The sequence below is a fragment of the Roseovarius tibetensis genome, assembly GCF_050896375.1.
GTDB classification, from domain to species: Bacteria; Pseudomonadota; Alphaproteobacteria; order Rhodobacterales; family Rhodobacteraceae; genus Roseovarius; species Roseovarius tibetensis.
The window spans coordinates 1-21,226 of sequence record NZ_JBPBBB010000003.1 but is presented as its reverse complement, the minus strand read 5'-3'; the positions used below and the strand labels follow the sequence as shown (position 1 = coordinate 21,226).

Sequence of the window (21,226 nt, the reverse complement as noted above, 5' to 3'; positions counted from 1 at the left end):
ACTCGGGCGCGATCATGACAGGATAGCGGCATTCACAGCCGTTTTTCCTTAAATGCCAGACAGGGCACGCCGGGCGGGAAGGCGGGGTGCCGATGTCGCCACTCCGCGTAGGTGCCTCCCGTCAGGTGACGACGGTGTCCATGTTCCCCAGCAGGATGCCGGTCATTGGCGGCAGCGCGATATCCGCATCGATCTCACCGACCTCGACGCCGCGCGCTACCGCCGTATTCTCGCGATCAAGACCAAGGTTCGCCCAGTCGGTGCCGGAGTCGAAGAATTGCCATTGCGGGGCATGCTCGCTGTCGAGGCCGACGGCGTGCCGCAGCACCTCCAGCGCGTCACCCGCGGTCACCCGCCCGTCGCCGTTCATGTCAGCGGCCACGAAGTTCTGTGCCCGGGGCTCTCCGAAAGACGGCGTCAGCCCCACAGCGAGGCGCAACACCTCCAGCGCGTCACCTGCGGTGATCGCGGGGTCGCTGTCCGCGTCGTAGTCACGCGTGGCATCGAGGCGCCCGGTCTCGTTCTCGACGAGGTCGAAGCGGAAATCGCCATCGCCGCGGGTCACCCGCGCGAGGCCGACGCTGCGCCCGGTCGGCTGAAAGGTCACCGTGGCGGCGGACATGTCCTCGCCCCCCGGCGCGGTCAGGGTGCCGGACAGTACCAGCAGCCCCTCAAGCCCGCCGCCATCCGTGTCGGGCGTGTCCAGAGGCGGTGCGCCCAATGGCCGATTGTCGATCACGTCCTGGGCATTCCGGGCACTGTCGACATAGCTGTCATCGCCGGTCAGAAGGTAGTCCAGCACCGCCTGATCGAAGGTCGGCGTGCCCTGTTGCAGCCCGGCGGCCGTGACCGCGTTCTGGGCCGCCGTGACATCGGTGCTGTCGAAATCGTTCAGGCCGATCATGCCGGTCGGGTAATTCGGAAGGTAATAGCTGTCGGGGCCTTCGCCGTTGGCATAGGTGAACAGGCTGTCTGCCGCGTCATCCACGCGCCAATCGTCCCGATAGGTCCCGTAGAGGTCCGCGAAAGCCAGCGGGCGGCTTAGGGGTGTGCCATCGGCCAGTGCGATGTCATTGGCCGCGAAACCGTCAGCATTGCCCAGCAAACCCTCGACCTGGCCGGCCCAGTAGGTGTCGAGCGCGACGGTGATGTCGACCCTTTGGCCGATGATGTCGACCTCGATGGCGCTGTATCCTGTATCGAGGCTGCCGTCGCGGGTATGGATCAGCGTGTAGGTGTCGCCCTCGCGGTAAATCCGATCCTGCCCCACACTGATAAAGCCGCCATCTGGCACCGTGGTGGCCGTCCCCGCAATCGAGAGCGGCGCAGCCGCTGCGGGATCGACCATGACGGCCCCACCGTCAAGCTTCACCGCGGCGGCCACGTTGGCTGTGACGTTTTCACCCACCGGGCTCATCCGGGCCTGCACCTGGAACTCCGAACCGTCGGTGGCGCGGATCATGACGTATTCGCCCGCTGCGTGGAAATCATAGGCGGCCCCGTCGAGCGTCAGCAGATGCGGGTCGCCGCTGTTCCAGCCGGTAAGCCCCTCGGGCAGTGGTGGCAGGGTGAGGCCTGTCCGCGCCTCGAGGTCTTGCAGAAACGATTCGAGATCGAGAGGGTTCAGCGGTATCGTGTCGGGGATTTGAAGGATAATGTCATTCTTCGGATCGGTCAGGGTGATGGGCCCGACGCCAAAACCGATGATCGGCGCCGTCGGATCGAAGAGGCCCGGCATGCCCGCCAAGGGCATCGTGGGAAATGCGGCGGTGAGAGTGTAACCGTCCGCCTCGGCCGTCAGGGTTCCGGCGGCTGAATCGACGCTCATGCTGAGCAACTCCGCGCCGGCGTCTCGCAGGACAAGATCGGTGAGCTCATATTGAAGAAGCGGCTGCAAAAGCGCCTCGATCTCTTCCTGGGTCAGCAGGAACAGGTTGTCGAAGCTCTCGCTGATATTGATCAGGGTTCCGAATTCCTGCAGCGAGGACGGGAAGGTTCCACCACGTTCGATGCTCTGGTCGCCCGATGTCAGCAGGTAGCTGTTGCGATCCACGTCCAGCGACAGGATTTCGGTGCCACCGTAGGCGACGCGGATCGACTGCACGTCACCGGCCGCGGTCCCGTCCATGATCGCCGTTTCGAAGGCGCCGAGGCTGCTGACGGGAGTGAACCCGCTGCCGGTGAGCGAAACGGTATAGGGCTGGGGCAGGGTGGTGTCCAAGCTTTGGCCGCTGAACTGGATCAGCGTAGAAGACAGCGTCGAGGGCCTGTCTATATCGAAGTCCAGAAGGCCGGACAGTTCGGCCTCGAAATCGAGGGCGAATGTCTTGAGGCCGGCGAGGATCGTGTCGTCTTCCAGAAGGTCCTCGAACCCTTGTGTCACTACGATATCATTCATGTTTCAACCCTCTGAAAAACGGTGCGCCCGATCATGACACGGGCCCGGCCTCGCGATCGTTTGCCATCAGGCCGGCTCGTGGTCCACGATGCGTCTGCCGGAAGCCGCGACACCCGCATCATTAGAAGTTTACGTTTCCGGATCAATCCAAAAAAAGCCAGCGCGTCAGCGATAGCGCATCCGCCTGGCCCTTTCCCTAGCGCGTCGTCAGCGGTTGGTCTCGCGGTCTCTTTCCGTCGCGGCGTCGAGGCGGGCGTGATCCGCGTCGCTCTCGAAGCTGGCCCACGGCCTGTCCGTGCCCGTAGGCGGCAGATCCGAAGGTTTGTGCAAGAGATGCAGGTGTGTCTTGGCGATGAAATGGCCGGTAATCGGGGCTGTGAGAAACAGGAACAGCGTTATCATCAGTTCGTGAAACGAGAACTGCCCGAGCTCGAAGTAGAAATACAGCATCGACGCGATAAGCGCGCCGCCAACCCCGAGCGTCGAGGCCTTCGTGGGCGCGTGCAGCCGCATCATCGGATCCGGCAACTTTACCTGACCGTAGGACCCGACCAGCCCGAAGATGCCGCTGATCACCAGAAAGACGGATATGAGGATGTCGACGATCATGGCGCTGCCTCGTTATTCGATGATGTCACCGCGCAACAAAAAGCGCGTGTAGGACACGGTGGAAATGAATCCGGTCATCGCGATGATCATCGAGCCCTCGAAATAGACCGTGGTGCCCTTGAGGATGCCGAACAGCGCGAGAAGGGCGATGGCGTTGATGACCATCGTGTCCAGCGCCACAATGCGATCCCCGACCGTGGGCGCAATGATGATGCGGTAGATGTTCATCAACAGCCCGAGCCCGAAACAGGCGAACGCGAAGGTGAGTGCATAGTCGATCATTCGAAGATCTCCTTCAGGCGGGCCTCGTAGCGGGCCTTTATCCCGTCGCGCACCGCATCGGGATCGGGCGCGTCCAGGCAGTGAACCAGGATGCTGCGCCCGTCCGCAGAAATATCGCTCGACACCGTGCCGGGGGTCATCGTGATGGTGCCCGCGAACACGGTGATCGCCTCTGGTGTGCGCAGATCGAGCGGTACGGTGATCCACGCGGGATGCGTGTTGGCATTCGACTTGAACAGGATGATGTAGGCCACCTGCACATTGGCCACGCAGATGTCCCACAACACCACGAGGATGTATTCCGCGATGCGCGGCGCGCTGTGCAGATTGGGGCGGTTGGGCCAGTAGGCCGAGGTGATCACCGGAATGATCAGCGCGAGAATGGTCCCGAGCAGCAGATTGCCGAGCGTCACCGTGTTGACCAGCATCTGCCAGACCACGATCAGCAGCAGGGTGAGAAAGGGATGGGGCAGGATCTTGCGCAGCATCGGTCGTCCTTTCTCAGCGGGTGCCCAGCACGGCAGCGATATAGGTGTCCGGACCGTGCAGCTGCGCGGCCGTCGCCTCGACATAGCGCATGACCGGCCCGGCAAACACGGATAGCGCGATGATCGCGGCCAGCATGGCGCATGCGGCGACCATCGGCAATGCGACGGGCGGCTGATCGGCCCCGTTGGGGGCGGCCTGCGCGGAGTCATCGGCGGGGGCGGGTTTCCAGAAGACCGCGCTGCCGGCCTGGGCGAAGCCCAGAATTGCCACCAGAGATGTGCCAAGGACCACGGCCCAGATCAGCCAGACGGCGTCCATCTCTTGCACCGCGTCGAGGATCAGAAGCTTGCCGATGAAACCCGACAGCGGCGGCATGCCGGCGGCAGCGATCGCCGCGCCGAAGAACAGCGACGTGATCAGCCCGTGCTGCGCCATGACCGGCCCCGGCACCAGCGCGTCCGTGCCCCGGCGTTCGCGCACGAGATCGACCACGATGAACAACAACGCCCCGGCAAGGGTGGAATGCAGCATGTAGTATATCGCGGCCGCTGTCGTTTCCTCGCGAAAGCCCGCAATGGCGATCAGCAGCGTTCCGAGCGACCCGATGGTGGCAAACGCCGCGAGCCGGCCCAGCCCCTTTGACCCCAGAATGCCGATCATGCCGACAGCCAACGTGATCAGCGCGGCATAAAGCAGCATCTGGTCGATCAGGTCGGCCGTCGCGCCAAGGTCCGGCCCGAAGACCAGCGTGTACATGCGCAGGATGGCATAGGCCCCGACCTTGGTCATGATGGCAAAGAGCGCGGCCACGGGCGCGGGTGCGTTCGCGTAGGTCTCGGGCAGCCAGAAATGCAGGGGCAACACAGCGGCCTTGATGGCGAAGACCAGAAACAACAGCATCGCCCCGACGCGCAGCAGCGCGCTGTCCTCGGCCGGGATTTCTGCCGCGCGCTGTGCGAGATCGGCCATGTTGAGCGTGCCGGTCACCGCGTAAAGCGTGCCGAGCGCAAAGAGAAACAGGGTGGAGCCAAGCAGATTGTAGATGACGTATTGCACGCCGGCCTTCAGCCTGCGCCGCCCGCCGGCATGGATCATCAGCCCGTAGGAGGCGATCAAGAGCACCTCGAAGAACACGAACAGGTTGAAGGCGTCGCCGGTCAGGAAGGCCCCGAAGATGCCCATCAACTGGAACTGGTAGAGCGGATGAAAGTTGTTGCCGCGCTGGTCCCATCCCGTGCCGATGGCGTAAAGCAGGACCAGCCCCGCCAGAACCGCCGTCAAAAGCACCATCAGCGCCGACAGCCTGTCCAGTACCAGAACGATGCCGAAGGGTGCGGGCCAGTTGCCAAGCTCGTAGACGTCGATCGTGCCGGTCGCGGCCTGCACCATGAGGCCGATCGCGACCGCCAGCAGCGCGGCCACACCGCCAAGCGAGAACACGCGCTGCAGCGCCGGATGATGGCGCATGGTCAGCGTCAGGACCGCCGCGAGGACCGCCGGCAGGACCACCGGCACAACAATCCAGTGGTTCATGCGTCAGTCTCCTCGTCTCGCGCGCTTTCGGGGCTGATGTTCACGCTGTCCTCACGCGCCGACAGGTAGGCGCCAAGCGCCATCATCACCACGACCGCCGTCATGCCGAAGGAAATCACGATCGCCGTCAACACCAGCGCCTGCGGCAGCGGATCGGCATAGGTGTCGACCCCGTCCCGCAACACCGCGGGCATGTCGACTGCCAACCGCCCGGCGCCGAACAGGAACAGGTTGACCGCGTAGGTCAGCAGCGCCACGCCGATGATCACCGGAAAGCTGCGCAGGCGCAGCACAAGGTAGATGCCCCCGGTGGTGAGAACGCCGATCGCGCTGGCGAACAGAAGTTCCATGTCACATCCTTCCTTCGCGCGAGGTATCCGGACGGGCGGGGTTGATGTCCATCGGGGCGACATTGACCGTCTCGCCGGCGCGCCGCGCGATGCTGGACAGGCTCTTGAGGGCAAGCATCACCGCCCCCAGAACGGTCAGGAAAACGCCGATGTCAAAGGCGATGGCGGTGGCCCATTCGAACTCCTCTATGGGCGGAAAGTGCAGATATCCGTAGTCCGATGTCAGGAAGGGCCGCCCGGCCAACCACGACCCCAGACCGGTCAGGCTGGCCACCAGCACGCCGATGCCGATCGTGGCGTGATAGGTGATGCGCTGCCGCGCTTCAGCCCACGCAAAGCCCGAGGCCATGTATTGCATCAGGAAGGCGATGGCGACGATCAGCCCGGCGATGAAGCCGCCCCCCGGCTCGTTATGGCCGCGCAGGAATATGTAGGCCCCGACCATCAGCGCGATCGGCATCATCACGCGGGTGGCCACCACCATCATCATCGGATGACGGTCGCCCGCCTTGCCCGCGGGCGTTGTGCCCGCACCCGTATTTGCCAGCCATTGCCCGGCCGGTCCCTTCAGCACGGTTTCGGTCAGCGCGTAGATCACCAGCGCGGCGATCCCCAGCACGATGATCTCGCCATAGGTGTCGAAACCACGGAAATCCACGAGGATGACGTTCACCACATTGGTGCCGCCACCGCCCTTGTAGGAATTCGCGAGGTGAAAGGCCGAGATGCTTTCCTGCGCGAAATCGCGCACGAGGATCGCGTAGGTCAGGCCGGTGACAGCCACCCCGCCGACGACGGCGATCGCCCCGTCGCGCAGGCGGCGCGCCGAACCGCTCTCGATCGGTGTCTCGCGCGGCAGAAAGTTGAGGGCCAGAAGCAGCAGGATGATCGTCACCACCTCCACCGAGATCTGCGTGAGCGCGAGGTCGGGGGCCGAGAAGTAGACAAACCCGAGCGACACGAAAAGCCCCAGAACACCCAGAAGGATCAGCGCGAAGAAGCGTCTGCGATGGAAGACCACCAGACCGATCGTGGCCAGGACCAGCAGGATCCAGCCAATCGCGGGCAGGGCGGTGATCGGCAAAGTGTCGCGTGTTGGCGGACGTGTCTCGCCGCTAGACCAGGCCAGCCAGCCCGCGCCGATCACGACGACCGAGAACACCGCGGCACTGCGGGTCAACGCGCCATTATGCAGCCCGTCGGTGATCGCGTTGGCGGCCCGCGTGCCGGCCCGCGTCACGGCGTCGAACATCGCCTTGGCCTCGGGGCGCGGGGTGGCGTTCCACATGGCATGCAACGGACGGTGCAGCGCCAGCACCGCCGCGCCGCCAAGCACCGCGATCACGGACATCCAGAAAGCCGCTTTCAGGCCGTGCCAGTGATAGATGTTGACATACGGCTCTGACTGGGTGACCGCCGCCGCCGTCACCCGCACCAGATCGCCGGCGAAGGTCATCGGCATCACCCCGATCAGGATCACCAACACCGTCAGAAAGGCCGGCGCGGCCCACATGCCAAATCCGGGGTCGTGCGGATGCGCGGGATAGTCGTCGCGCGCGGGTCCCAGAAATACATGCGCGATGTAGCGAAACGAATAGGCGACCGAAAACAACGCGCCAAGCGTCGCGACCGCCCCCATTAGCCAATAGGGGCCGATCCATGCGGTCTCGGCCACTTCCTGCAGCATCATCTCCTTGGACAGGAACCCGTTGAGCGGTGGGATACCGGCCATCGACAGCGCCGCGACAGTGGCGATGGTAAATGTCACGGGCATCAGGTGACGCAGCCCCCCCAGACGCTTGATGTCGCGGGTATGGGCCTCGTGATCGACGATGCCCGCGGTCATGAAGAGCGCGGCCTTGAAGGTGGCATGGTTGATGATGTGGAACACCGCGACCACGGCGGCCGCCTTGGTGCCAAGCCCCAGAAGCATCGTGATCAGGCCCAGGTGGCTGACCGTCGAGAAAGCCAGCAGCGCCTTGAGGTCGTCCTTGAACAGCGCGATCTTGGCGCCGATCAGCATGGTGATCAGGCCGGTGCTGGCGACGATCCAGAACCATTCCGGCGTGCCCGCCAGCACCGGCCACAGCCGCGCCATCAGGAACAGCCCCGCCTTCACCATCGTGGCCGAATGCAGGTAGGCCGACACCGGCGTGGGCGCGGCCATCGCGTGCGGCAGCCAGAAATGGAACGGGAACTGCGCCGATTTCGTAAAACAGCCCAACAGGATAAGGATCAGCGCCGGCAGGTACATCGGACTGTCCTGCACTGCCTCTTTCTGCGTCAGGATCACGCTCAGGTCGTAGCTGCCCGCGATATTGCCGAGGATCAGCATGCCACCGATCAGCGCCAGCCCGCCGCCGCCGGTCACGAACAGCGCCATGCGCGCGCCCTGCCGGCCTTCGGGAAGGTGCTTCCAATAGCCGATCAGCAGAAAGGAGGACAGCGACGTCAACTCCCAGAAGACCAGCAAAAGCAGGATGTTGTCGGATAGCACGATGCCGACCATCGCGCCCTGGAATAACAGCAGATAGGTGTAGAACTGTCCCATCGGGTCGTCGCGCGACAGGTAGAACCGGGCGTAAAGAATGATCAGCAGGCCAATCCCTAGGATCAGGCCGGCAAACAGCAGCCCCAACCCGTCGAGCATGAAATTCACGTTCAGGCCCAGCCCCGGCAACCAGTCGAGCCCGAAGGTCAGAACCTCGCCGCGCATCACGGACGGGGCGCAGATCAGCAGCAGGGTCAATGCGAGGATCGTGGGGATCGCCGTGAAGGCGGCGCACGTATTGCGGCCCGCCTGGATCATCAATCCGGGCAGCAGCGCCCCCAGAAACGGCAGGGCCGCGATGATCGGCAAGAATACTGCGGCGGTGTCCATCCGTCTCTGCCCCCCCTGGTCGGTCGTCGTGGCCCTGGTGTGGTCCCGCGCCATCATGCGGGCACGGGTCAGGCCATCGTGTTTTGACGCGATCGACTATATTGATGCTCGGGCCTGCGGCAACCCGAATCCGCCAAAATTCGCCCGGTGCGGGCCGCAACCGTGCGGCATGTTGTCCCGCAGGATCTAGATGCGCGCGGCGAATTCCGTCAGTACGGTCTGATACACAGCACGTTTGAAGGGCACGATCCGCGCCACGAGGTCCGACGGGTCCAGCCACCGCCATTCGGAAAATTCCGGATGATCGGTGTCGATATCGATATCCGCGTCATCACCCAGAAAGCGGATCAGAAACCATTTCTGTTCCTGTCCCCTGAAGCGTCCCTTCCAGATGCGCGGCACGATGTCGTGGGGCAGATCGTACCGCACCCAGTCTGCGGTCTCGGCCTCGATCCGTACCTTGCGGGGGGGGATGCCGGTTTCCTCGTGCAGTTCGCGCAGCGCGGCGTCCTGCGCGGTTTCGCCCGGATCGATGCCGCCCTGGGGCATCTGCCATGCCGATGCCTCGGTATCTATGCGTTGTCCGACGAAGACCTTGCCATCGGTGTTGACCAGCATCACGCCGACGCATTTGCGGTAGGGCAGACTGGCAATCGCGTCAGGGGTCATGACTGGCCTCGATCATGCTGGGTTGGGCGCGGCGGCGCTCAGACATATCGTGCCCGCGGATCTGCGAAGGTTTCAACCCGCGCGGCTCGAAAAATGTCATGCCTCGCGTTCATGCCTCGTGCGGGCCGACCATGCCCATGATGTCATATGTCCGGCGCAGGATCGGCGCGGCAATCGCACGCGCACGCGTGGCTCCATCGTCGAGGATGCGGTCGATCTCGGCCACATCCTGCATCAGTCGCGCCATCTCGGTCGAGATCGGCGCAAGTTTCTCGACGGCAAGATCGGCAAGCTGCGGCTTGAACTCGGAGAACGGCCGCCCACCGGCGTCGCGCATCACCGCATCAACGCTGATATCGGCAAGCGCGGCATAGATGTTCACCAGGTTGCGCGCCTCGGGCCGATCCTCCAGCCCAGAGACCTCCGAGGGCAGTGGCTCTGGGTCGGTCTTGGCCTTGCGGATCTTTTTCGCGATGGTGTCGGCGTCGTCGGTCAGGTTGATGCGGCTCATGTCCGAGACATCGGATTTCGACATCTTCTTCTCGCCATCGCGCAGGCTCATCACCCGCGTGCCGGCCCCCTCGATCACCGGCTCTGGGACGGGAAAGAAATCCACCCCGAAATCGGTGTTGAACTTGATCGCGATGTTGCGGGTCAGTTCCAGATGCTGTTTCTGATCCTCGCCCACCGGCACATGCGTCGCGTGATAGGCAAGAATGTCGGCGGCCATCAGCGCGGGATAGGCAAAAAGCCCCAGCGAGGCGTTCTGTGCGTTCTTGCCCGCCTTGTCCTTGAACTGCGTCATGCGCTGCAACCAGCCCATCCGCGCCACGCAGTTGAATACCCAGGCAAGCTGCGTGTGTTCGGCCACCTGGCTTTGGTTGAAAAGGATCGAGCGCGCGGGATCGAGGCCCGACGCGATGAAGCCCGCGGCCAGTTCCCGCGTCGCGCGGCGCAGGTCGGCGGGCTCTTGCCAGACGGTGACGGCATGCAGATCGACCATGCAATACAGCGTCGGCACGCCACGGTCCTGCGCATCGGCAAAGCGTTTCAATGCGCCGAGGTAATTGCCCAGATGCAGGTTGCCCGACGGCTGGATGCCCGAAAACACGCGCGGGGGAAAGGCCGCTTCGGTCATGTCGCAACTCCGTGGTGGATTTCTGTGATCGCCTCGCTTACCCATGCGGCACTGCCCCGTCAAGGAGAGCCCAGGTGCAAGATCAGCAGCATGACAGCCCGCTCAATCCGATACCGTCCTTCGTCATCGTCCTGTTCCTCGTGATCATGGGGGTCGAGGCGGCGTTCACGCTGGGCGCGCGTGGCATCATCGGTGGACCGGGCGCCATCGGCTGGCGATCCGGCGCGATCGAGGATTACGCGTTCAACGGCGACGTCCTGCGGTGGATGGTGCAGAACAACGTCTGGCCGGTCGACCAGTTGCGCAGGTTCCTCAGCTATGCCTTCGTGCATGCCAGCTTCACGCATGCGCTGTTCGCCGGGGTGCTTCTGCTGGCCATGGGCAAGTTCGTGGGCGAGGTGTTCCGGCAATGGGCGGTGTTGGTGCTGTTCGTGCTGAGTACCGTGGCAGGCGCGCTGATCTTCGGGCTTGTAGTGCGCGATAGCCCGTGGCTGATCGGGGCGTTTCCGGGGGTCTACGGGCTGATCGGCGCGTTCACCTATATCATCTGGCTGCGTCTGGGGCAGCTTGGCAGCAATCAGGCGCGGGCCTTCACCCTGATCGGCGTGCTGATGGGGCTGCAACTGGTGTTCGGCCTGCTCTTCGGCGGCACGGCGACATGGGTGGCCGATGTTTCGGGATTTGCGGTGGGGTTTCTGGCCTCTTTCGTGGTCAGTCCGGGGGGCTTTGCGAAATTGCGCGCGCGGCTGCGGCACGACTGAACACGCGGTATCGCCGGTGCGGGTTATGGCGGGCTGTGCCGGGGGCGGCGTTCGCGACAAAGCGCGCGTGATACCGGCACAGGCTCTTGACTTTCCGCGCCCGATATCGCATCCGCTCACGACCTGACATGACGCGCATGCCGGGATTGTTAGATATACACCCTGAACGGGTGCGCAGTTCGAGGTGACCCGAGGGGTCGAAACACCTGACGCGGGTCAGGGACCACAGAGCGCGGAGAAAAAGGGAAAGATCCATGTTCGCGGTTCTCAAGACCGGTGGCAAGCAGTACAAGGTGCAGTCGGGTGACATGCTCCGTGTCGAAAAGCTTGCGGCGGATGCCGGTGAAACGGTTCAATTCAACGATATCCTGATGGTTGGCGGCGATGCGCCGGTGATCGGTGCGCCCTTCGTGGACGGGGCTGCGGTGCAGGCCGAGGTCGTAGATCAGGTCAAGGGTGACAAGGTCATCAACTTCGTCAAGCGGCGCCGCAAGCACGGCTCGCAGCGCACGCGCGGACACCGCCAGCAACTGACGCTGCTGCGCGTCACAGAGATCCTCGCGACGGGTGCGGATGCCTCGGGCGTCAAGGCCGCCATCGGCGCGGGATCGACCGCTCATGCCGCCGCCACGGACGCAGGCGCGCCCGCCAAGGCCGCAAAACCCGGCAAGGCGACAAAGCCTGCTGGCGCGGACGATCTCAAGAAGCTGTCGGGTGTTGGTCCGGCGCTGGAAAAGAAGCTGCACGCGGCCGGCGTGACGAGCTATGCCCAGATCGCGGCATGGACCGACGGGGATGTCGCCGAGATGGACGAGAAACTGTCGTTCAAGGGCCGGATCGAGCGTGAAGGCTGGATCGATCAGGCCAAAGAGCTGACCAAAGGCTAAGGAGAGACGAGATGGCACACAAGAAAGCAGGCGGTTCCTCCCGCAACGGGCGCGACTCTGCGGGTCGTCGCCTTGGCGTCAAGAAATACGGTGGCGAGGCGGTGATCCCCGGCCACATCATCGTGCGTCAGCGCGGCAACAAGTTCTGGCCGGGTCCCGGCGTGGGACAGGGCAAGGACCACACCCTGTTCGCCGTGACCGAGGGGTCCGTGAAGTACCACAAGGGCTTCAAGGGGCGCACCTTCATTTCGGTCCTGCCAGTGGCGGAGGCCGCCGAGTAAGCCGTCCTGCACAGGTCGATGACATGAGGGGGGATCGGCGCTGTCGCCGGTCCCCTTGTCTTTTCCGGACGGATCGGGCTTGCCCGCCTGTCGCAGCAGATGGTCGGGTATCCGTGGCATGGTCTTGTGACACCGCGGAATGTGCCCATCTGAACATGATAGACAGGCCTCACGCGCAGGAGGAGGAGCGCATGAAAATGGACATGATCACCAATCAACCCGTCATCCCGGCGGATCGTTTCGATCTGCGCCCGTTGCGCCGGTCGGATGCCGGCCTGATCAGCCACAACGCGGGCGACCCGCGTGTGGCACGTGAGACGAGCAATATCCCGCACCCCCTGCCGCCGGGCAGCACCGAGGCGCTGATCGCACGCGCGCGGGCCGACGACCGGGTCGAGGATGTCTGGGCGATGGACGGCACCAAGTCGGGCCGGTCAGAGGTCATGGGCCTCATGACGCTCTCGCGTGTCGATGTCGGCCGATCAGAGATCTCCTACTGGGTTGCGCCCGCCTACTGGAATACCGGCATTGCGTCGGCGGCGGTCGAGGCACTGCTGGCGGCAAATCCGCATGAGGCTGACGCGATCTTTGCCAGCGTCTTTCAGGACAACGCCGCCTCGGCGCGGGTCTTGACGAATTGCGGCTTTCAGTATCTTGGGGATGCCGAAAGCTACTCGGTGGCGCGCGGCGCGACCGTACCGACATGGACCTACAGCAAAAAGATGACCTGAGGCGCCCCAAGCCTCTTCGGAAGGACGCCACATGAAATTCCTCGATCTCGCAAGGGTCTTTATCCGGTCGGGTTCCGGCGGGGCGGGCAGTGTCAGCTTTCGCCGTGAAAAGTATATCGAGTTCGGCGGACCGGATGGCGGCGACGGCGGCAATGGCGGCTCGGTCTGGGTCGAGGCCGTGGACGGGCTGAATACGCTGATCGACTTTCGCTATCAGCAGCATTTCTTTGCCGAGAACGGTCAGCACGGCATGGGGCGCGAGCGCACCGGGTTTACCGGCAAGGATATCGTGCTGCGGGTGCCGGTCGGCACCGAGATCCTCGACGAGGACGAGGAAACGGTGATCGCGGACATGACCGAGCTGGGTCAGCGGGTGAAGCTCGCCCAGGGCGGCAACGGCGGCTGGGGCAACACGCGCTTCAAGACCTCGACCAACCAGGCCCCGCGCCGCGCCAATCCGGGTCAGGAAGGCGTCGAGCGCACGATCTGGCTGCGGCTAAAGCTGATTGCCGATGTGGGGCTTCTGGGCCTGCCCAATGCCGGCAAGTCGACCTTTCTTGCCGCCACGTCGAACGCACGTCCGAAAATCGCGGATTATCCGTTTACCACACTGCATCCCAATCTGGGGGTCGTCGGCGTCGACGGGTCGGAATTCGTCGTGGCCGACATCCCCGGCCTGATCGATGGCGCATCCGAGGGGCGCGGCCTGGGCGACCTCTTTCTGGGGCATGTCGAACGCTGCGCGGCGCTGTTGCATCTGGTGGATGGCAGTTCCGGCGACCTTGTCGCCGATTATCACACCATCGTGCAGGAGCTTGAGGCGTACGGCGAAGGGCTGGCCACGAAACCGCGCCTGACGGTGCTCAACAAGATCGACACGCTCGACACGGAAGAGCGGGCGTTCCTGCGCGAGGAACTGGAGGCGGCCTGCGGGACACCGGTGATGCTGATGTCCGGGGTCTCGGGCGAGGGCGTGACCGAGGTGCTGCGCGCGTTGCGCGCCCGGATCGACGCCGATCATCAGCGGCAAAAGACAGCAGAGGACGCCGACCTGTCGTGGCAACCCTGACAACCGCGAAACGGCTGGTGATCAAGGTCGGCTCGGCGCTTTTGGTGGATCGCGGCACGGGCGCGCTAAGGGCTGACTGGCTGGCCTCGCTGGCGGCTGATGTGGCCCGGCTGCGGGCACGCGGCACGGATGTCATCCTGGTCTCGTCCGGTTCGATCGCGCTAGGGCGCGGGGTGCTGGGCCTGCCCGCGACGGATCTGACGCTGGAACAAAGCCAGGCCGCCGCCGCCGTCGGGCAGATTCGGCTGGCGCGGGCCTATGACGCTGCGCTTGCCGATCAAGGGCTGATCTCGGCCCAAGTTCTGGTGACGCTGGAAGACAGCACCGATCGGCGCCGGTATCTCAACGCGCGCGCCACGCTGGAACAGCTTTTGCGGCTTGGCGCGGTCCCGATCGTGAACGAGAACGACACCGTCGCCACCGACGAGATCCGCTATGGCGACAACGACCGCATGGCGGCGCAGGTGGCGGTCACGGCGGGCGCGGATCGGCTGATCCTGCTGTCGGATGTGGATGGGTTCTACTCGGCCAACCCGGCCGTGGATGCCGGTGCGCGCCGGTTCGACGTGATCGAGACGATCACCCCCGAGATCGAGGCGATGGCCGGTGATGCCGGGTCGGGCCTCAGCAAGGGTGGCATGAAGACCAAGCTTATGGCCGCCAGAACCGCCACCGCAGGCGGCTGCCACATGGCAATCACCCAAGGCGCCGTTCTGAACCCTGTGCGTGCGCTGGAAGAGGGCGCGCCGGCCACGTGGTTCCTTGCGCAGGGCGATCCGCAGCAAAAGCGCAAGGCCTGGATCGGCGCGATGAAGCCCAAGGGGCGCCTTACCGTCGATGCGGGCGCGGCGCGCGCGCTCGCCGCCGGCAGCAGCCTTCTGGCCGCCGGAGTGGCGCAGGTCACAGGCCGGTTCGGGCGGGGCGATCCCGTGGAAATGGCCGACGAGACCGGGCGCGTTCTGGGGCAGGGTCTGACCCGCTATGACGCCGAGGACGCCGCCCGCATCAAGCATCTGCGCTCGGACCAGATCGAGCAGGTCCTGGGCCACCCGGCACGCGGGCCCTTGATCCATCGCGATGATATGGCAATCTGAGATTTTGACCGGGAGACCGCGCCAATGAAGGACGACAGGGATATTGCCGCGTTGATGTCGGATCTGGGCGCGCGCGCGCGGGCCGCCGCGTCGGATCTGGCGGTGGCCGCCCCAGAGACCAAGCGCCACGCGATCGAGGCCGCGGCCGATGCGGTCTGGCAAGACCGAGCCGCGATCCTTGCCGCCAATGCCGATGATCTGGCACTGGGCCGCGACAAGGGCCTGTCGGGGGCGATGCTGGACCGTCTGACGCTGGACGAGGACCGGATCGCGGGCATGGTGGCCGGGCTGCGCGCCGTGGCCGCACAGGACGATCCCGTGGGCGAGGTCATGGCCGACTGGGACCGTCCCTCGGGGCTGAATATCCGGCGGGTGCGCACGCCGCTCGGCGTGGTGGGCGTGATCTTCGAATCGCGCCCCAACGTGACCGCCGATGCCGGGGCATTGTGTCTGAAGTCCGGCAACGCGGTGATCCTGCGTGGCGGGTCAGAGAGTTTTCATTCGTCCGGCGCGATCCATGCCTGTCTGGTGCGCGGGCTGCGCGCCGCGGGCCTGCCCGAGGATGCCATCCAGCTGGTGCCCACCCGTGATCGCGCGGCAGTGCAGGAAATGCTGACCATGACCGACACGATCGACGTGATCGTGCCGCGCGGCGGCAAGAGCCTCGTGGGGCTTGTGCAGCGCGAGGCACGCGTGCCGGTCTTCGCCCATCTCGAAGGCATCGTGCACATCTATCTCGATGCTGCGGCCGATGCCGACAAGGCGCGCCGCGTCGTTCTCGATGCCAAGACACGGCGCACCGGCATCTGCGGTGCCGCCGAATGCCTTCTTATCCATCGCGATATCGTCGATACGATCGGGCGGGATGTGATCCGGGCGTTGATCGACGCGGGTGTCGAGGTGCGGGTCGATGCCGCGCTCGGGGGGATCGACGGCACGGTACCGGCGGGGCCAGAGGATTGGGGCCGCGAATATCTCGACAGCATCATCGCCGCCAGGGTGGTTGGCGAACTGGACGAGGCAATCGACCACATCCGGCGCCATGGCTCTGGTCATACCGACTGCATCCTCACCGAGGATGCGGCGGCGGCGGATCGTTTCTTTGCCCGGCTCGACAGTGCCATCCTGATGCACAACGCCTCCACCCAGTTTGCGGATGGGGGAGAGTTCGGCATGGGCGCGGAAATCGGTATCGCCACCGGCAAGATGCACGCGCGCGGCCCCGTGGGCGCCGCGCAACTGACCAGCTTCAAGTACCTGGTCGTCGGGGACGGGACGACCCGCGGTTAAATCGTGATGACGAATTCCTCGGCCCCGAGCCGTGTGGTCATCGTGATGCCCTGCGCGGCAAGGCAACGTCGCAGCATGTGAAAATGGGCGTGGCGCGGATCGGGGGCGGGCAGGGGGATCTTTCCCGCGACGCCGTCCCAGAGGGCCGCATCCGGCGCGGGCGGTGTCGCGTGTGCCGTGATCTGCAGTGTTCGGGCGTCTCCCGTGACCGTCAGCGCCCCGCCGCGCGGCAACGCCTGTTCGGCGGCAAGGCAACCCAGGACGGCAATCTGCGCGCGCGGGCGCGGCAATTCGCCCGAGACCTGCCAGTCCAGCGTCAGCCGCGACTTGCCCGCATAGTAGTCTGCCGCGATCTTGCCCAGCCCCGTCGCGCCGAGACGTTCATCCGCAGTCGCCCGCCCATAGGCGAGGCGCGAGATCTCGAGCGTGGCCTTTGCCCCGTTCAGGCTGTCCTGCACCAGGGCCAGTTCCGCACCGTCGCCTGGTGCGGAAAGTGTCATCAATTCCAGACCATTGGCAATGGCGCCGAGGGGGCTTGCAAGATCATGACAGATGCGAGAGCCTATCATGGTATCAAACGCGGTGACATCCTGGGGCATGGGTTCTGGTCTCCGGACAGGGGGTGGCATGACCAACATGAATTCGATCTTGGAGCCGGGCATGCTGGTGGAAAACCCGGAGCGACCGGACTGGGGCATCGGGCAGGTACAATCGAACATATCCGGACGCGTCACGGTCAACTTTCGGGAAGAGGGCAAGGTTGTGATTGATGGCACACGGGTGGAGCTGCTTCTCGTCATTGATCCCTGAATCAGGTTATCAAATCGTTAAGGCTAGTCTGCAAAAAAGGTGACACATTCGGCTGGCAGATGCGTGCGGCGCTACCGCTTCGCTCGACCATGCCGTCGATCGGCGGTGTCCGTGCGCCCGCCGCTGTGTGTGGCGTTGCACTTTGACATGCGTTTGCCTAGAACCCGGTCAGAGCGCAGAGACGAGGCCGATGACCGCCCCCCAGTACCGTGTCAAACTTGCAGAGACCGAGGAAGAGTTGCGCGCCGCGCAGCGGCTGCGCTACGAGATTTTCGTCGCGGAACTTGGCAGTGACGGGCCGATGGTCGATCATGAGGCGCGGCTTGAACGGGATCGGTTCGATGTGTTCTTCGATCATCTTTTGCTTGTCGATGATGCGCGCGGCGCCGAGGTCGTGGGGGTTTATCGCCTGTTGCGCGGTGATCAGGCGCTGGAGGCGGGTCAGTTCTATTCCGAAGACGAATACGATCTGACGCCGTTGCGCCGCTCTGGGCGCAGCCTGCTGGAGCTTGGACGATCCTGTCTTGCGCGGCCCTATCGCGGGGGGCCGGGGATGTATCACCTCTGGCAGGGATTGGCCGATTACGTTGCACGGCACGGCATCGAAATCATGTTTGGCGTGGCAAGCTTTCACGGCACCGACCCCGAGGCCCTTGCGGACCCCCTGTCATTTTTGCATCATCGCTACCTCGCGCCGTCGGACCTGCGCCCGCGCGCCCGACCCGAGCATTTCCGCAGCATGAACCTGCGGCCCGAGGAGACGCTTGACCGGCATGCGGCGATGCTGCGGGTGCCACCACTTATCAAGGCCTACCTGCGGCTTGGCGGCTACGTTGGGGACGGCGCCTATGTGGACCATTTGTTCAATACCACGGATGTCTGCCTGATCATGGATACGGCACGGCTGACCGATCGCCATAAATCGATCTATTCGAAAGGGGCCGCGCGTTGAGCGTCACGTGGTATTCGGACGAGCCCGCGCCGGACATTCCGCGTCGCGCCGGTGATCTGCCACGCGTGATCATGCGGGGCGGGCTGCTGGGACTCGTGATCCTTGCGGGTGTGCTTGCGACGCTGCCGCTGCGCGCGATCGAGCGGCCGTTTCACGGGCGGCACCGTCCGTGGTCGCCTGCGGTCACGCAATGGGTGTGTCGCAGCGTTTTTACCATCCTCGGCATGCGTCACCGGATCCAGGGAACGCCGATCAGCGGCCCCGGTGCCGTGGTGTCCAACCATGTCTCGTGGCTCGATATTTTCGCACTCAACGCGCGCAAACGCATCTATTTCGTTGCCAAGTCCGAAGTGGCGCGCTGGCCGGGCATCGGCGCGCTGGCGCGGCTGGCAGGTACCGTGTTCATCAGGCGTGACCCGCGCGAGGCGAAAGCGCAGACCGAGATCTTCTCCGAGAGGCTTGCGGCCGGCCACCGATTGCTCTTTTTTCCCGAGGGCAGCTCGACCGATGGTATGCAAGTTTTACCATTTAAAACAAGCCTTTTCGAGGCATTCTGCAAGCTGCAGATGACACGACCCATGCAGGTGCAGCCGGTCACCGTTCTCTATCACGCGCCAGAGGGACAGGATCCGCGTTTCTATGGATGGTGGGGCGATATGACCTTTGGTGCGCATCTGCGCCAGGTCCTCGCCGCACCCCGGCACGGCGGGGTCACGGTCGTCTATCACGCCCCGCTGAACGTTGCGGAGTTCACGGACCGCAAGGCTTTGGCAAGCGCGGCGCGCGCGCAGGTTCTGTCGGGCATGCCCGCAGACCACCAGCACAACCGCCACGTCGGATCTGTCCGGGCCGCAGAGCCGTCGAGCTTGTATGCCGGATGCATCTGACGTCCTGCCGGTGACGTTTTCCTCTCGCATCGCGTCGGGTGTTTTGGTATCCGCAGCCTTGGGTGACGTATGGAACGCACCCGTGCGGGTGTGGCGGAACAGGTAGACGCACCAGATTTAGGTTCTGGCGCCGCAAGGCGTGGGGGTTCAAATCCCTTCACCCGCACCACCTTGTTTTTAAATTGTTTTTCTAAGATTCTCGCGCTGACCTCGCATTGGTTCCTCTCGGGTTTCGCAGTTTGTTTCGCAGATTCTCGTTCTGGTCATGTTCCGTTCTCAACGGTTTCTCTTTTCCTGAGCGCGCTTTGAAGCGGCCCGTTGATCGCGCTTTGCGCGATATTTTCTGACCATATCCATCGTCTTGTGTCCGGTGACGGCCTGAACTTCATCGTCGCTGCAACCGGCATCGGATAGCTGCACGGCCGCTGTGTACCGCCAGCCATGCGGGACAAGCCCCATGATCCCCAAGGATCGGCGCACCTCCTCCACAGCCTTCTGAGCCGCCCGCTTGGCGATGGGTTCGGTCAGGTTTTTTGCGAGGATATGCCGCCCCGTCTTGGGCAAGCGGGCGAGGTAGTCTTGTAGGCGAGACGGGCAGTAGCTCGACATCTTTGTGCCGGTCTTGTCCTGCACCACGGCCATATACCCGCCATCGAAGTCGGCCCATTCCATGGCGACACAATCGCCTATTCGTTGACCGGTGCCTACGCAGAGTTCGTACATCGTGCGCGCCGTGGTGAGGTTGTGCCGATTATACTAGCGTTCATAAGTGGCCAGCGTGTCCTCCGGCCAAGGCTCGTATTCACCACCGGTCAGCTTCGGAATATCGACCACCGGGTTGCGGTCTATCCATTCCATATCGACGGCGAATTTGCAGAGGATCGACAGGACGGCAAATCTCTCATTTGCCTTCGACCAGTTTTCTTGCAGCGCCTGCTGTGAACTGGCCCCATTTTCGACCGGACACCTTGGCCTGAACCAGGAGGCTTAGGGATATGCTTAAGCATGTGCTCATGTCTGAAGTTGAAATCATCACGGATGGCGGCCGCCGTCGCCGCTGGAGTTCCGCCGAAAAGCTGCGGATCGTCGAAGAGACGCTGGACGGCAGCGAGAGCATCTCGGCCGTCGCGCGCCGCAATGGCGTGGCGCCCAATCTTCTGTATCGTTGGCGCAAGTTGATGCTGGAAGGAGGGAGTGTCGCGGTGACCGGCGATGACGACGTGACCAGCAACAGGAAGGTGCGGCAGATGGAAGACCGCATCCGCGAGCTGGAGCGCCAGCTCGGTCGCAAGACCATGGAGGCGGAGATCCTTCGGGAGGCGCTGGACAGGTCGCGGGCAAAACAACCGACCTTGCTTGCCGGGTCGCTGAAGACGGACGGTTCCCGATGAAGGCGGTGGCGGACACGCTCGGGGTCGCGCGCTCGAACCTGCATGAGCGGGTGAGCGGCAAGACCAGGCCGCGTCGGCGCTATCATAAAGCGCAAGACGCGGCGCTTCTGCCGTTGATCGAGCGGCTGGTGGCGAAGCGCCCGACCTATGGCTACCGGCGGATCACGGCCGTGCTGAACCGAAAGCTGCGCGCCAACGGCCTGGCGCCGGCCAATCACAAACGCGTCTACCGGATCATGAAAGCGAACAACCTGCTGCTGGCACGCACATACACCGAGCGCCCGGAGCAGGCCCATGACGGCAAGGTGGTCGTCATGCGCTCGAACCTGCGCTGGTGCTCCGACGGCTTCGAGTTCACCTGCTGGAACGGCGAGGTGGTGCGGTTCGGACATTCATTCGGACCGATGGCATTCATGCCCTCACCCTTCATCATCGATGCGCATGATCGCGAGGTCATCGCCTGGCGCGTGGTGGTGAATGCCGGGATCAGCGGATCGGACATCCGCGACATGATGCTCGAGGCCGTTGAGACGCGCTTCGGTAATTGCCAGACGCCACACCCTGTCGAGGTGCTGACCGACAACGGCGCGCCCTACACGGCGAAGGACACGCGCATCTTCGCCCGGCAGCTCGGCCTGCGGCCCTGCTGAATCGCCCCGGATTTGTCGGAGACCATCAACTTAAGTAAGGATGATGGGTATGACAAAAAGCAAAATGGCAAATC

21 protein-coding genes, 1 tRNA gene and 1 pseudogene are annotated in these 21,226 nt (G+C 64.1%); 12 read left to right on the top strand and 11 right to left on the bottom strand.

What is annotated here, in order from left to right; genetic code table 11:
- Positions 1-121 precede the first annotated feature (121 nt).
- The 9 genes from ACROSR_RS03110 to trpS form a co-directional block, all read right to left on the bottom strand.
- The gene (locus ACROSR_RS03110) at positions 122-2,398 is read right to left on the bottom strand and encodes a VWD domain-containing protein (RefSeq protein ID WP_432682311.1); all 2,277 of its coding nucleotides are present in this window, start codon (positions 2,396-2,398) and stop codon (positions 122-124) included.
- Between the two features lie 207 nt (positions 2,399-2,605).
- Positions 2,606-3,007, bottom strand: coding sequence for a Na+/H+ antiporter subunit G (locus ACROSR_RS03105; RefSeq protein ID WP_432682310.1), 402 nt, complete (start codon positions 3,005-3,007; stop codon positions 2,606-2,608).
- Positions 3,008-3,019: 12 nt separating this feature from the next.
- The gene (locus ACROSR_RS03100; protein ID WP_432682309.1) at positions 3,020-3,289 is read right to left on the bottom strand and encodes a K+/H+ antiporter subunit F; all 270 of its coding nucleotides are present in this window, start codon (positions 3,287-3,289) and stop codon (positions 3,020-3,022) included.
- Positions 3,286-3,777 carry a Na+/H+ antiporter subunit E gene (locus ACROSR_RS03095; protein ID WP_432682308.1) on the bottom strand — a complete coding sequence of 164 codons (492 nt, stop codon included), beginning with the start codon at positions 3,775-3,777 and terminating at the stop codon, positions 3,286-3,288. The genes ACROSR_RS03100 and ACROSR_RS03095 overlap by 4 nt, the downstream gene beginning before the upstream one ends.
- A gap of 13 nt (positions 3,778-3,790) precedes the next feature.
- Positions 3,791-5,311: a monovalent cation/H+ antiporter subunit D gene (locus ACROSR_RS03090; protein WP_432682307.1), complete on the bottom strand. Its 1,521-nt coding sequence runs from the start codon at positions 5,309-5,311 to the stop codon at positions 3,791-3,793.
- Positions 5,308-5,661: a Na+/H+ antiporter subunit C gene (locus tag ACROSR_RS03085; RefSeq protein WP_432682306.1), complete on the bottom strand. Its 354-nt coding sequence runs from the start codon at positions 5,659-5,661 to the stop codon at positions 5,308-5,310. Before ACROSR_RS03085 ends, ACROSR_RS03090 begins: the two co-directional genes overlap by 4 nt.
- Before the next feature lies 1 nt (position 5,662).
- Positions 5,663-8,542, bottom strand: coding sequence for a monovalent cation/H+ antiporter subunit A (locus ACROSR_RS03080; RefSeq protein WP_432682305.1), 2,880 nt, complete (start codon positions 8,540-8,542; stop codon positions 5,663-5,665).
- Between the two features lie 186 nt (positions 8,543-8,728).
- Positions 8,729-9,211, bottom strand: coding sequence for an RNA pyrophosphohydrolase (locus tag ACROSR_RS03075; protein ID WP_432682304.1), 483 nt, complete (start codon positions 9,209-9,211; stop codon positions 8,729-8,731).
- Positions 9,212-9,320: 109 nt separating this feature from the next.
- Entirely contained in the window at positions 9,321-10,349 is a 1,029-nt protein-coding gene (gene trpS / locus ACROSR_RS03070; RefSeq protein WP_432682303.1) for a tryptophan--tRNA ligase, read from the bottom strand.
- Between the two features lie 74 nt (positions 10,350-10,423).
- Between trpS and ACROSR_RS03065 the strand changes: the two genes are divergently transcribed.
- The 7 genes from ACROSR_RS03065 to ACROSR_RS03035 all read left to right on the top strand — a co-directional run bounded on the left by ACROSR_RS03065 (position 10,424) and on the right by ACROSR_RS03035 (position 16,462).
- Positions 10,424-11,110 (top strand): rhomboid family intramembrane serine protease, encoded by a 687-nt coding sequence (locus ACROSR_RS03065; RefSeq protein WP_432682302.1) that lies wholly within the window; start codon positions 10,424-10,426, stop codon positions 11,108-11,110.
- Positions 11,111-11,364: 254 nt separating this feature from the next.
- Positions 11,365-11,997 (top strand): 50S ribosomal protein L21, encoded by a 633-nt coding sequence (locus ACROSR_RS03060; protein WP_432682301.1) that lies wholly within the window; start codon positions 11,365-11,367, stop codon positions 11,995-11,997.
- An 11-nt stretch (positions 11,998-12,008) separates the two neighbouring features.
- Positions 12,009-12,278, top strand: coding sequence for a 50S ribosomal protein L27 (rpmA, locus tag ACROSR_RS03055; protein ID WP_432682300.1), 270 nt, complete (start codon positions 12,009-12,011; stop codon positions 12,276-12,278).
- 191 nt (positions 12,279-12,469) lie between these two features.
- Entirely contained in the window at positions 12,470-13,009 is a 540-nt protein-coding gene (locus ACROSR_RS03050; protein ID WP_432682299.1) for a GNAT family N-acetyltransferase, read from the top strand.
- 31 nt (positions 13,010-13,040) lie between these two features.
- Positions 13,041-14,078 (top strand): GTPase ObgE, encoded by a 1,038-nt coding sequence (gene obgE, locus ACROSR_RS03045; protein WP_432682298.1) that lies wholly within the window; start codon positions 13,041-13,043, stop codon positions 14,076-14,078.
- Complete coding sequence (gene proB, locus ACROSR_RS03040; protein ID WP_432682297.1) at positions 14,066-15,172, top strand: glutamate 5-kinase; 1,107 nt, start codon at positions 14,066-14,068, stop codon at positions 15,170-15,172. Before obgE ends, proB begins: the two co-directional genes overlap by 13 nt.
- Positions 15,173-15,196: 24 nt before the next feature.
- Positions 15,197-16,462, top strand: a complete 1,266-nt coding sequence (locus tag ACROSR_RS03035; protein WP_432682296.1) for a glutamate-5-semialdehyde dehydrogenase — start codon at positions 15,197-15,199, stop codon at positions 16,460-16,462.
- On the opposite strand, the gene ACROSR_RS03030 is transcribed toward ACROSR_RS03035, so the two are convergent.
- The gene (locus ACROSR_RS03030) at positions 16,459-17,031 is read right to left on the bottom strand and encodes a histidine phosphotransferase family protein (RefSeq protein ID WP_432682295.1); all 573 of its coding nucleotides are present in this window, start codon (positions 17,029-17,031) and stop codon (positions 16,459-16,461) included. The genes ACROSR_RS03035 and ACROSR_RS03030 overlap by 4 nt on opposite strands.
- A 58-nt stretch (positions 17,032-17,089) precedes the next feature.
- Here ACROSR_RS03030 and ACROSR_RS03025 point away from each other — a divergent pair, with 58 nt between their 5' ends.
- The 4 genes from ACROSR_RS03025 (at position 17,090) to ACROSR_RS03010 (ending at position 19,280) form a co-directional block, all read left to right on the top strand.
- Positions 17,090-17,272, top strand: a complete 183-nt coding sequence (locus ACROSR_RS03025; protein ID WP_432682294.1) for a DUF3553 domain-containing protein — start codon at positions 17,090-17,092, stop codon at positions 17,270-17,272.
- A 190-nt stretch (positions 17,273-17,462) separates the two neighbouring features.
- Positions 17,463-18,224 (top strand): L-ornithine N(alpha)-acyltransferase, encoded by a 762-nt coding sequence (gene olsB / locus ACROSR_RS03020; protein ID WP_432682293.1) that lies wholly within the window; start codon positions 17,463-17,465, stop codon positions 18,222-18,224.
- On the top strand, positions 18,221-19,111 hold the full coding sequence (gene olsA / locus ACROSR_RS03015; protein ID WP_432682292.1) for a lyso-ornithine lipid O-acyltransferase: 891 nt from the start codon (positions 18,221-18,223) through the stop codon (positions 19,109-19,111). The genes olsB and olsA overlap by 4 nt, the downstream gene beginning before the upstream one ends.
- A gap of 84 nt (positions 19,112-19,195) precedes the next feature.
- A tRNA-Leu gene (locus tag ACROSR_RS03010) sits at positions 19,196-19,280 on the top strand.
- A 107-nt stretch (positions 19,281-19,387) separates the two neighbouring features.
- On the opposite strand, the gene ACROSR_RS03005 is transcribed toward ACROSR_RS03010, so the two are convergent.
- Positions 19,388-19,834, bottom strand: coding sequence for a tyrosine-type recombinase/integrase (locus tag ACROSR_RS03005; RefSeq protein WP_432682291.1), 447 nt, complete (start codon positions 19,832-19,834; stop codon positions 19,388-19,390).
- A gap of 272 nt (positions 19,835-20,106) precedes the next feature.
- Between ACROSR_RS03005 and ACROSR_RS03000 the strand changes: the two are divergent.
- Positions 20,107-21,149: pseudogene (locus tag ACROSR_RS03000) on the top strand (IS3 family transposase); the annotation flags it as partial.
- Positions 21,150-21,226: the final 77 nt, after the last annotated feature.

Coding starts and splice junctions, on each gene's coding strand:
- ACROSR_RS03110 (WP_432682311.1), bottom strand. CDS start 2,398: ATGAATGATATCGTAGTGACACAAGGGTTCGAGGACCTTCTGGAAGAC.
- ACROSR_RS03105 (WP_432682310.1), bottom strand. CDS start 3,007: ATGATCGTCGACATCCTCATATCCGTCTTTCTGGTGATCAGCGGCATC.
- ACROSR_RS03100 (WP_432682309.1), bottom strand. CDS start 3,289: ATGATCGACTATGCACTCACCTTCGCGTTCGCCTGTTTCGGGCTCGGG.
- ACROSR_RS03095 (WP_432682308.1), bottom strand. CDS start 3,777: ATGCTGCGCAAGATCCTGCCCCATCCCTTTCTCACCCTGCTGCTGATC.
- ACROSR_RS03090 (WP_432682307.1), bottom strand. CDS start 5,311: ATGAACCACTGGATTGTTGTGCCGGTGGTCCTGCCGGCGGTCCTCGCG.
- ACROSR_RS03085 (WP_432682306.1), bottom strand. CDS start 5,661: ATGGAACTTCTGTTCGCCAGCGCGATCGGCGTTCTCACCACCGGGGGC.
- ACROSR_RS03080 (WP_432682305.1), bottom strand. CDS start 8,542: ATGGACACCGCCGCAGTATTCTTGCCGATCATCGCGGCCCTGCCGTTT.
- ACROSR_RS03075 (WP_432682304.1), bottom strand. CDS start 9,211: ATGACCCCTGACGCGATTGCCAGTCTGCCCTACCGCAAATGCGTCGGC.
- trpS (WP_432682303.1), bottom strand. CDS start 10,349: ATGACCGAAGCGGCCTTTCCCCCGCGCGTGTTTTCGGGCATCCAGCCG.
- ACROSR_RS03060 (WP_432682301.1), top strand. CDS start 11,365: ATGTTCGCGGTTCTCAAGACCGGTGGCAAGCAGTACAAGGTGCAGTCG.
- rpmA (WP_432682300.1), top strand. CDS start 12,009: ATGGCACACAAGAAAGCAGGCGGTTCCTCCCGCAACGGGCGCGACTCT.
- ACROSR_RS03050 (WP_432682299.1), top strand. CDS start 12,470: ATGAAAATGGACATGATCACCAATCAACCCGTCATCCCGGCGGATCGT.
- obgE (WP_432682298.1), top strand. CDS start 13,041: ATGAAATTCCTCGATCTCGCAAGGGTCTTTATCCGGTCGGGTTCCGGC.
- ACROSR_RS03035 (WP_432682296.1), top strand. CDS start 15,197: ATGAAGGACGACAGGGATATTGCCGCGTTGATGTCGGATCTGGGCGCG.
- ACROSR_RS03030 (WP_432682295.1), bottom strand. CDS start 17,031: ATGATAGGCTCTCGCATCTGTCATGATCTTGCAAGCCCCCTCGGCGCC.
- ACROSR_RS03025 (WP_432682294.1), top strand. CDS start 17,090: ATGACCAACATGAATTCGATCTTGGAGCCGGGCATGCTGGTGGAAAAC.
- olsB (WP_432682293.1), top strand. CDS start 17,463: ATGACCGCCCCCCAGTACCGTGTCAAACTTGCAGAGACCGAGGAAGAG.
- ACROSR_RS03005 (WP_432682291.1), bottom strand. CDS start 19,834: ATGTACGAACTCTGCGTAGGCACCGGTCAACGAATAGGCGATTGTGTC.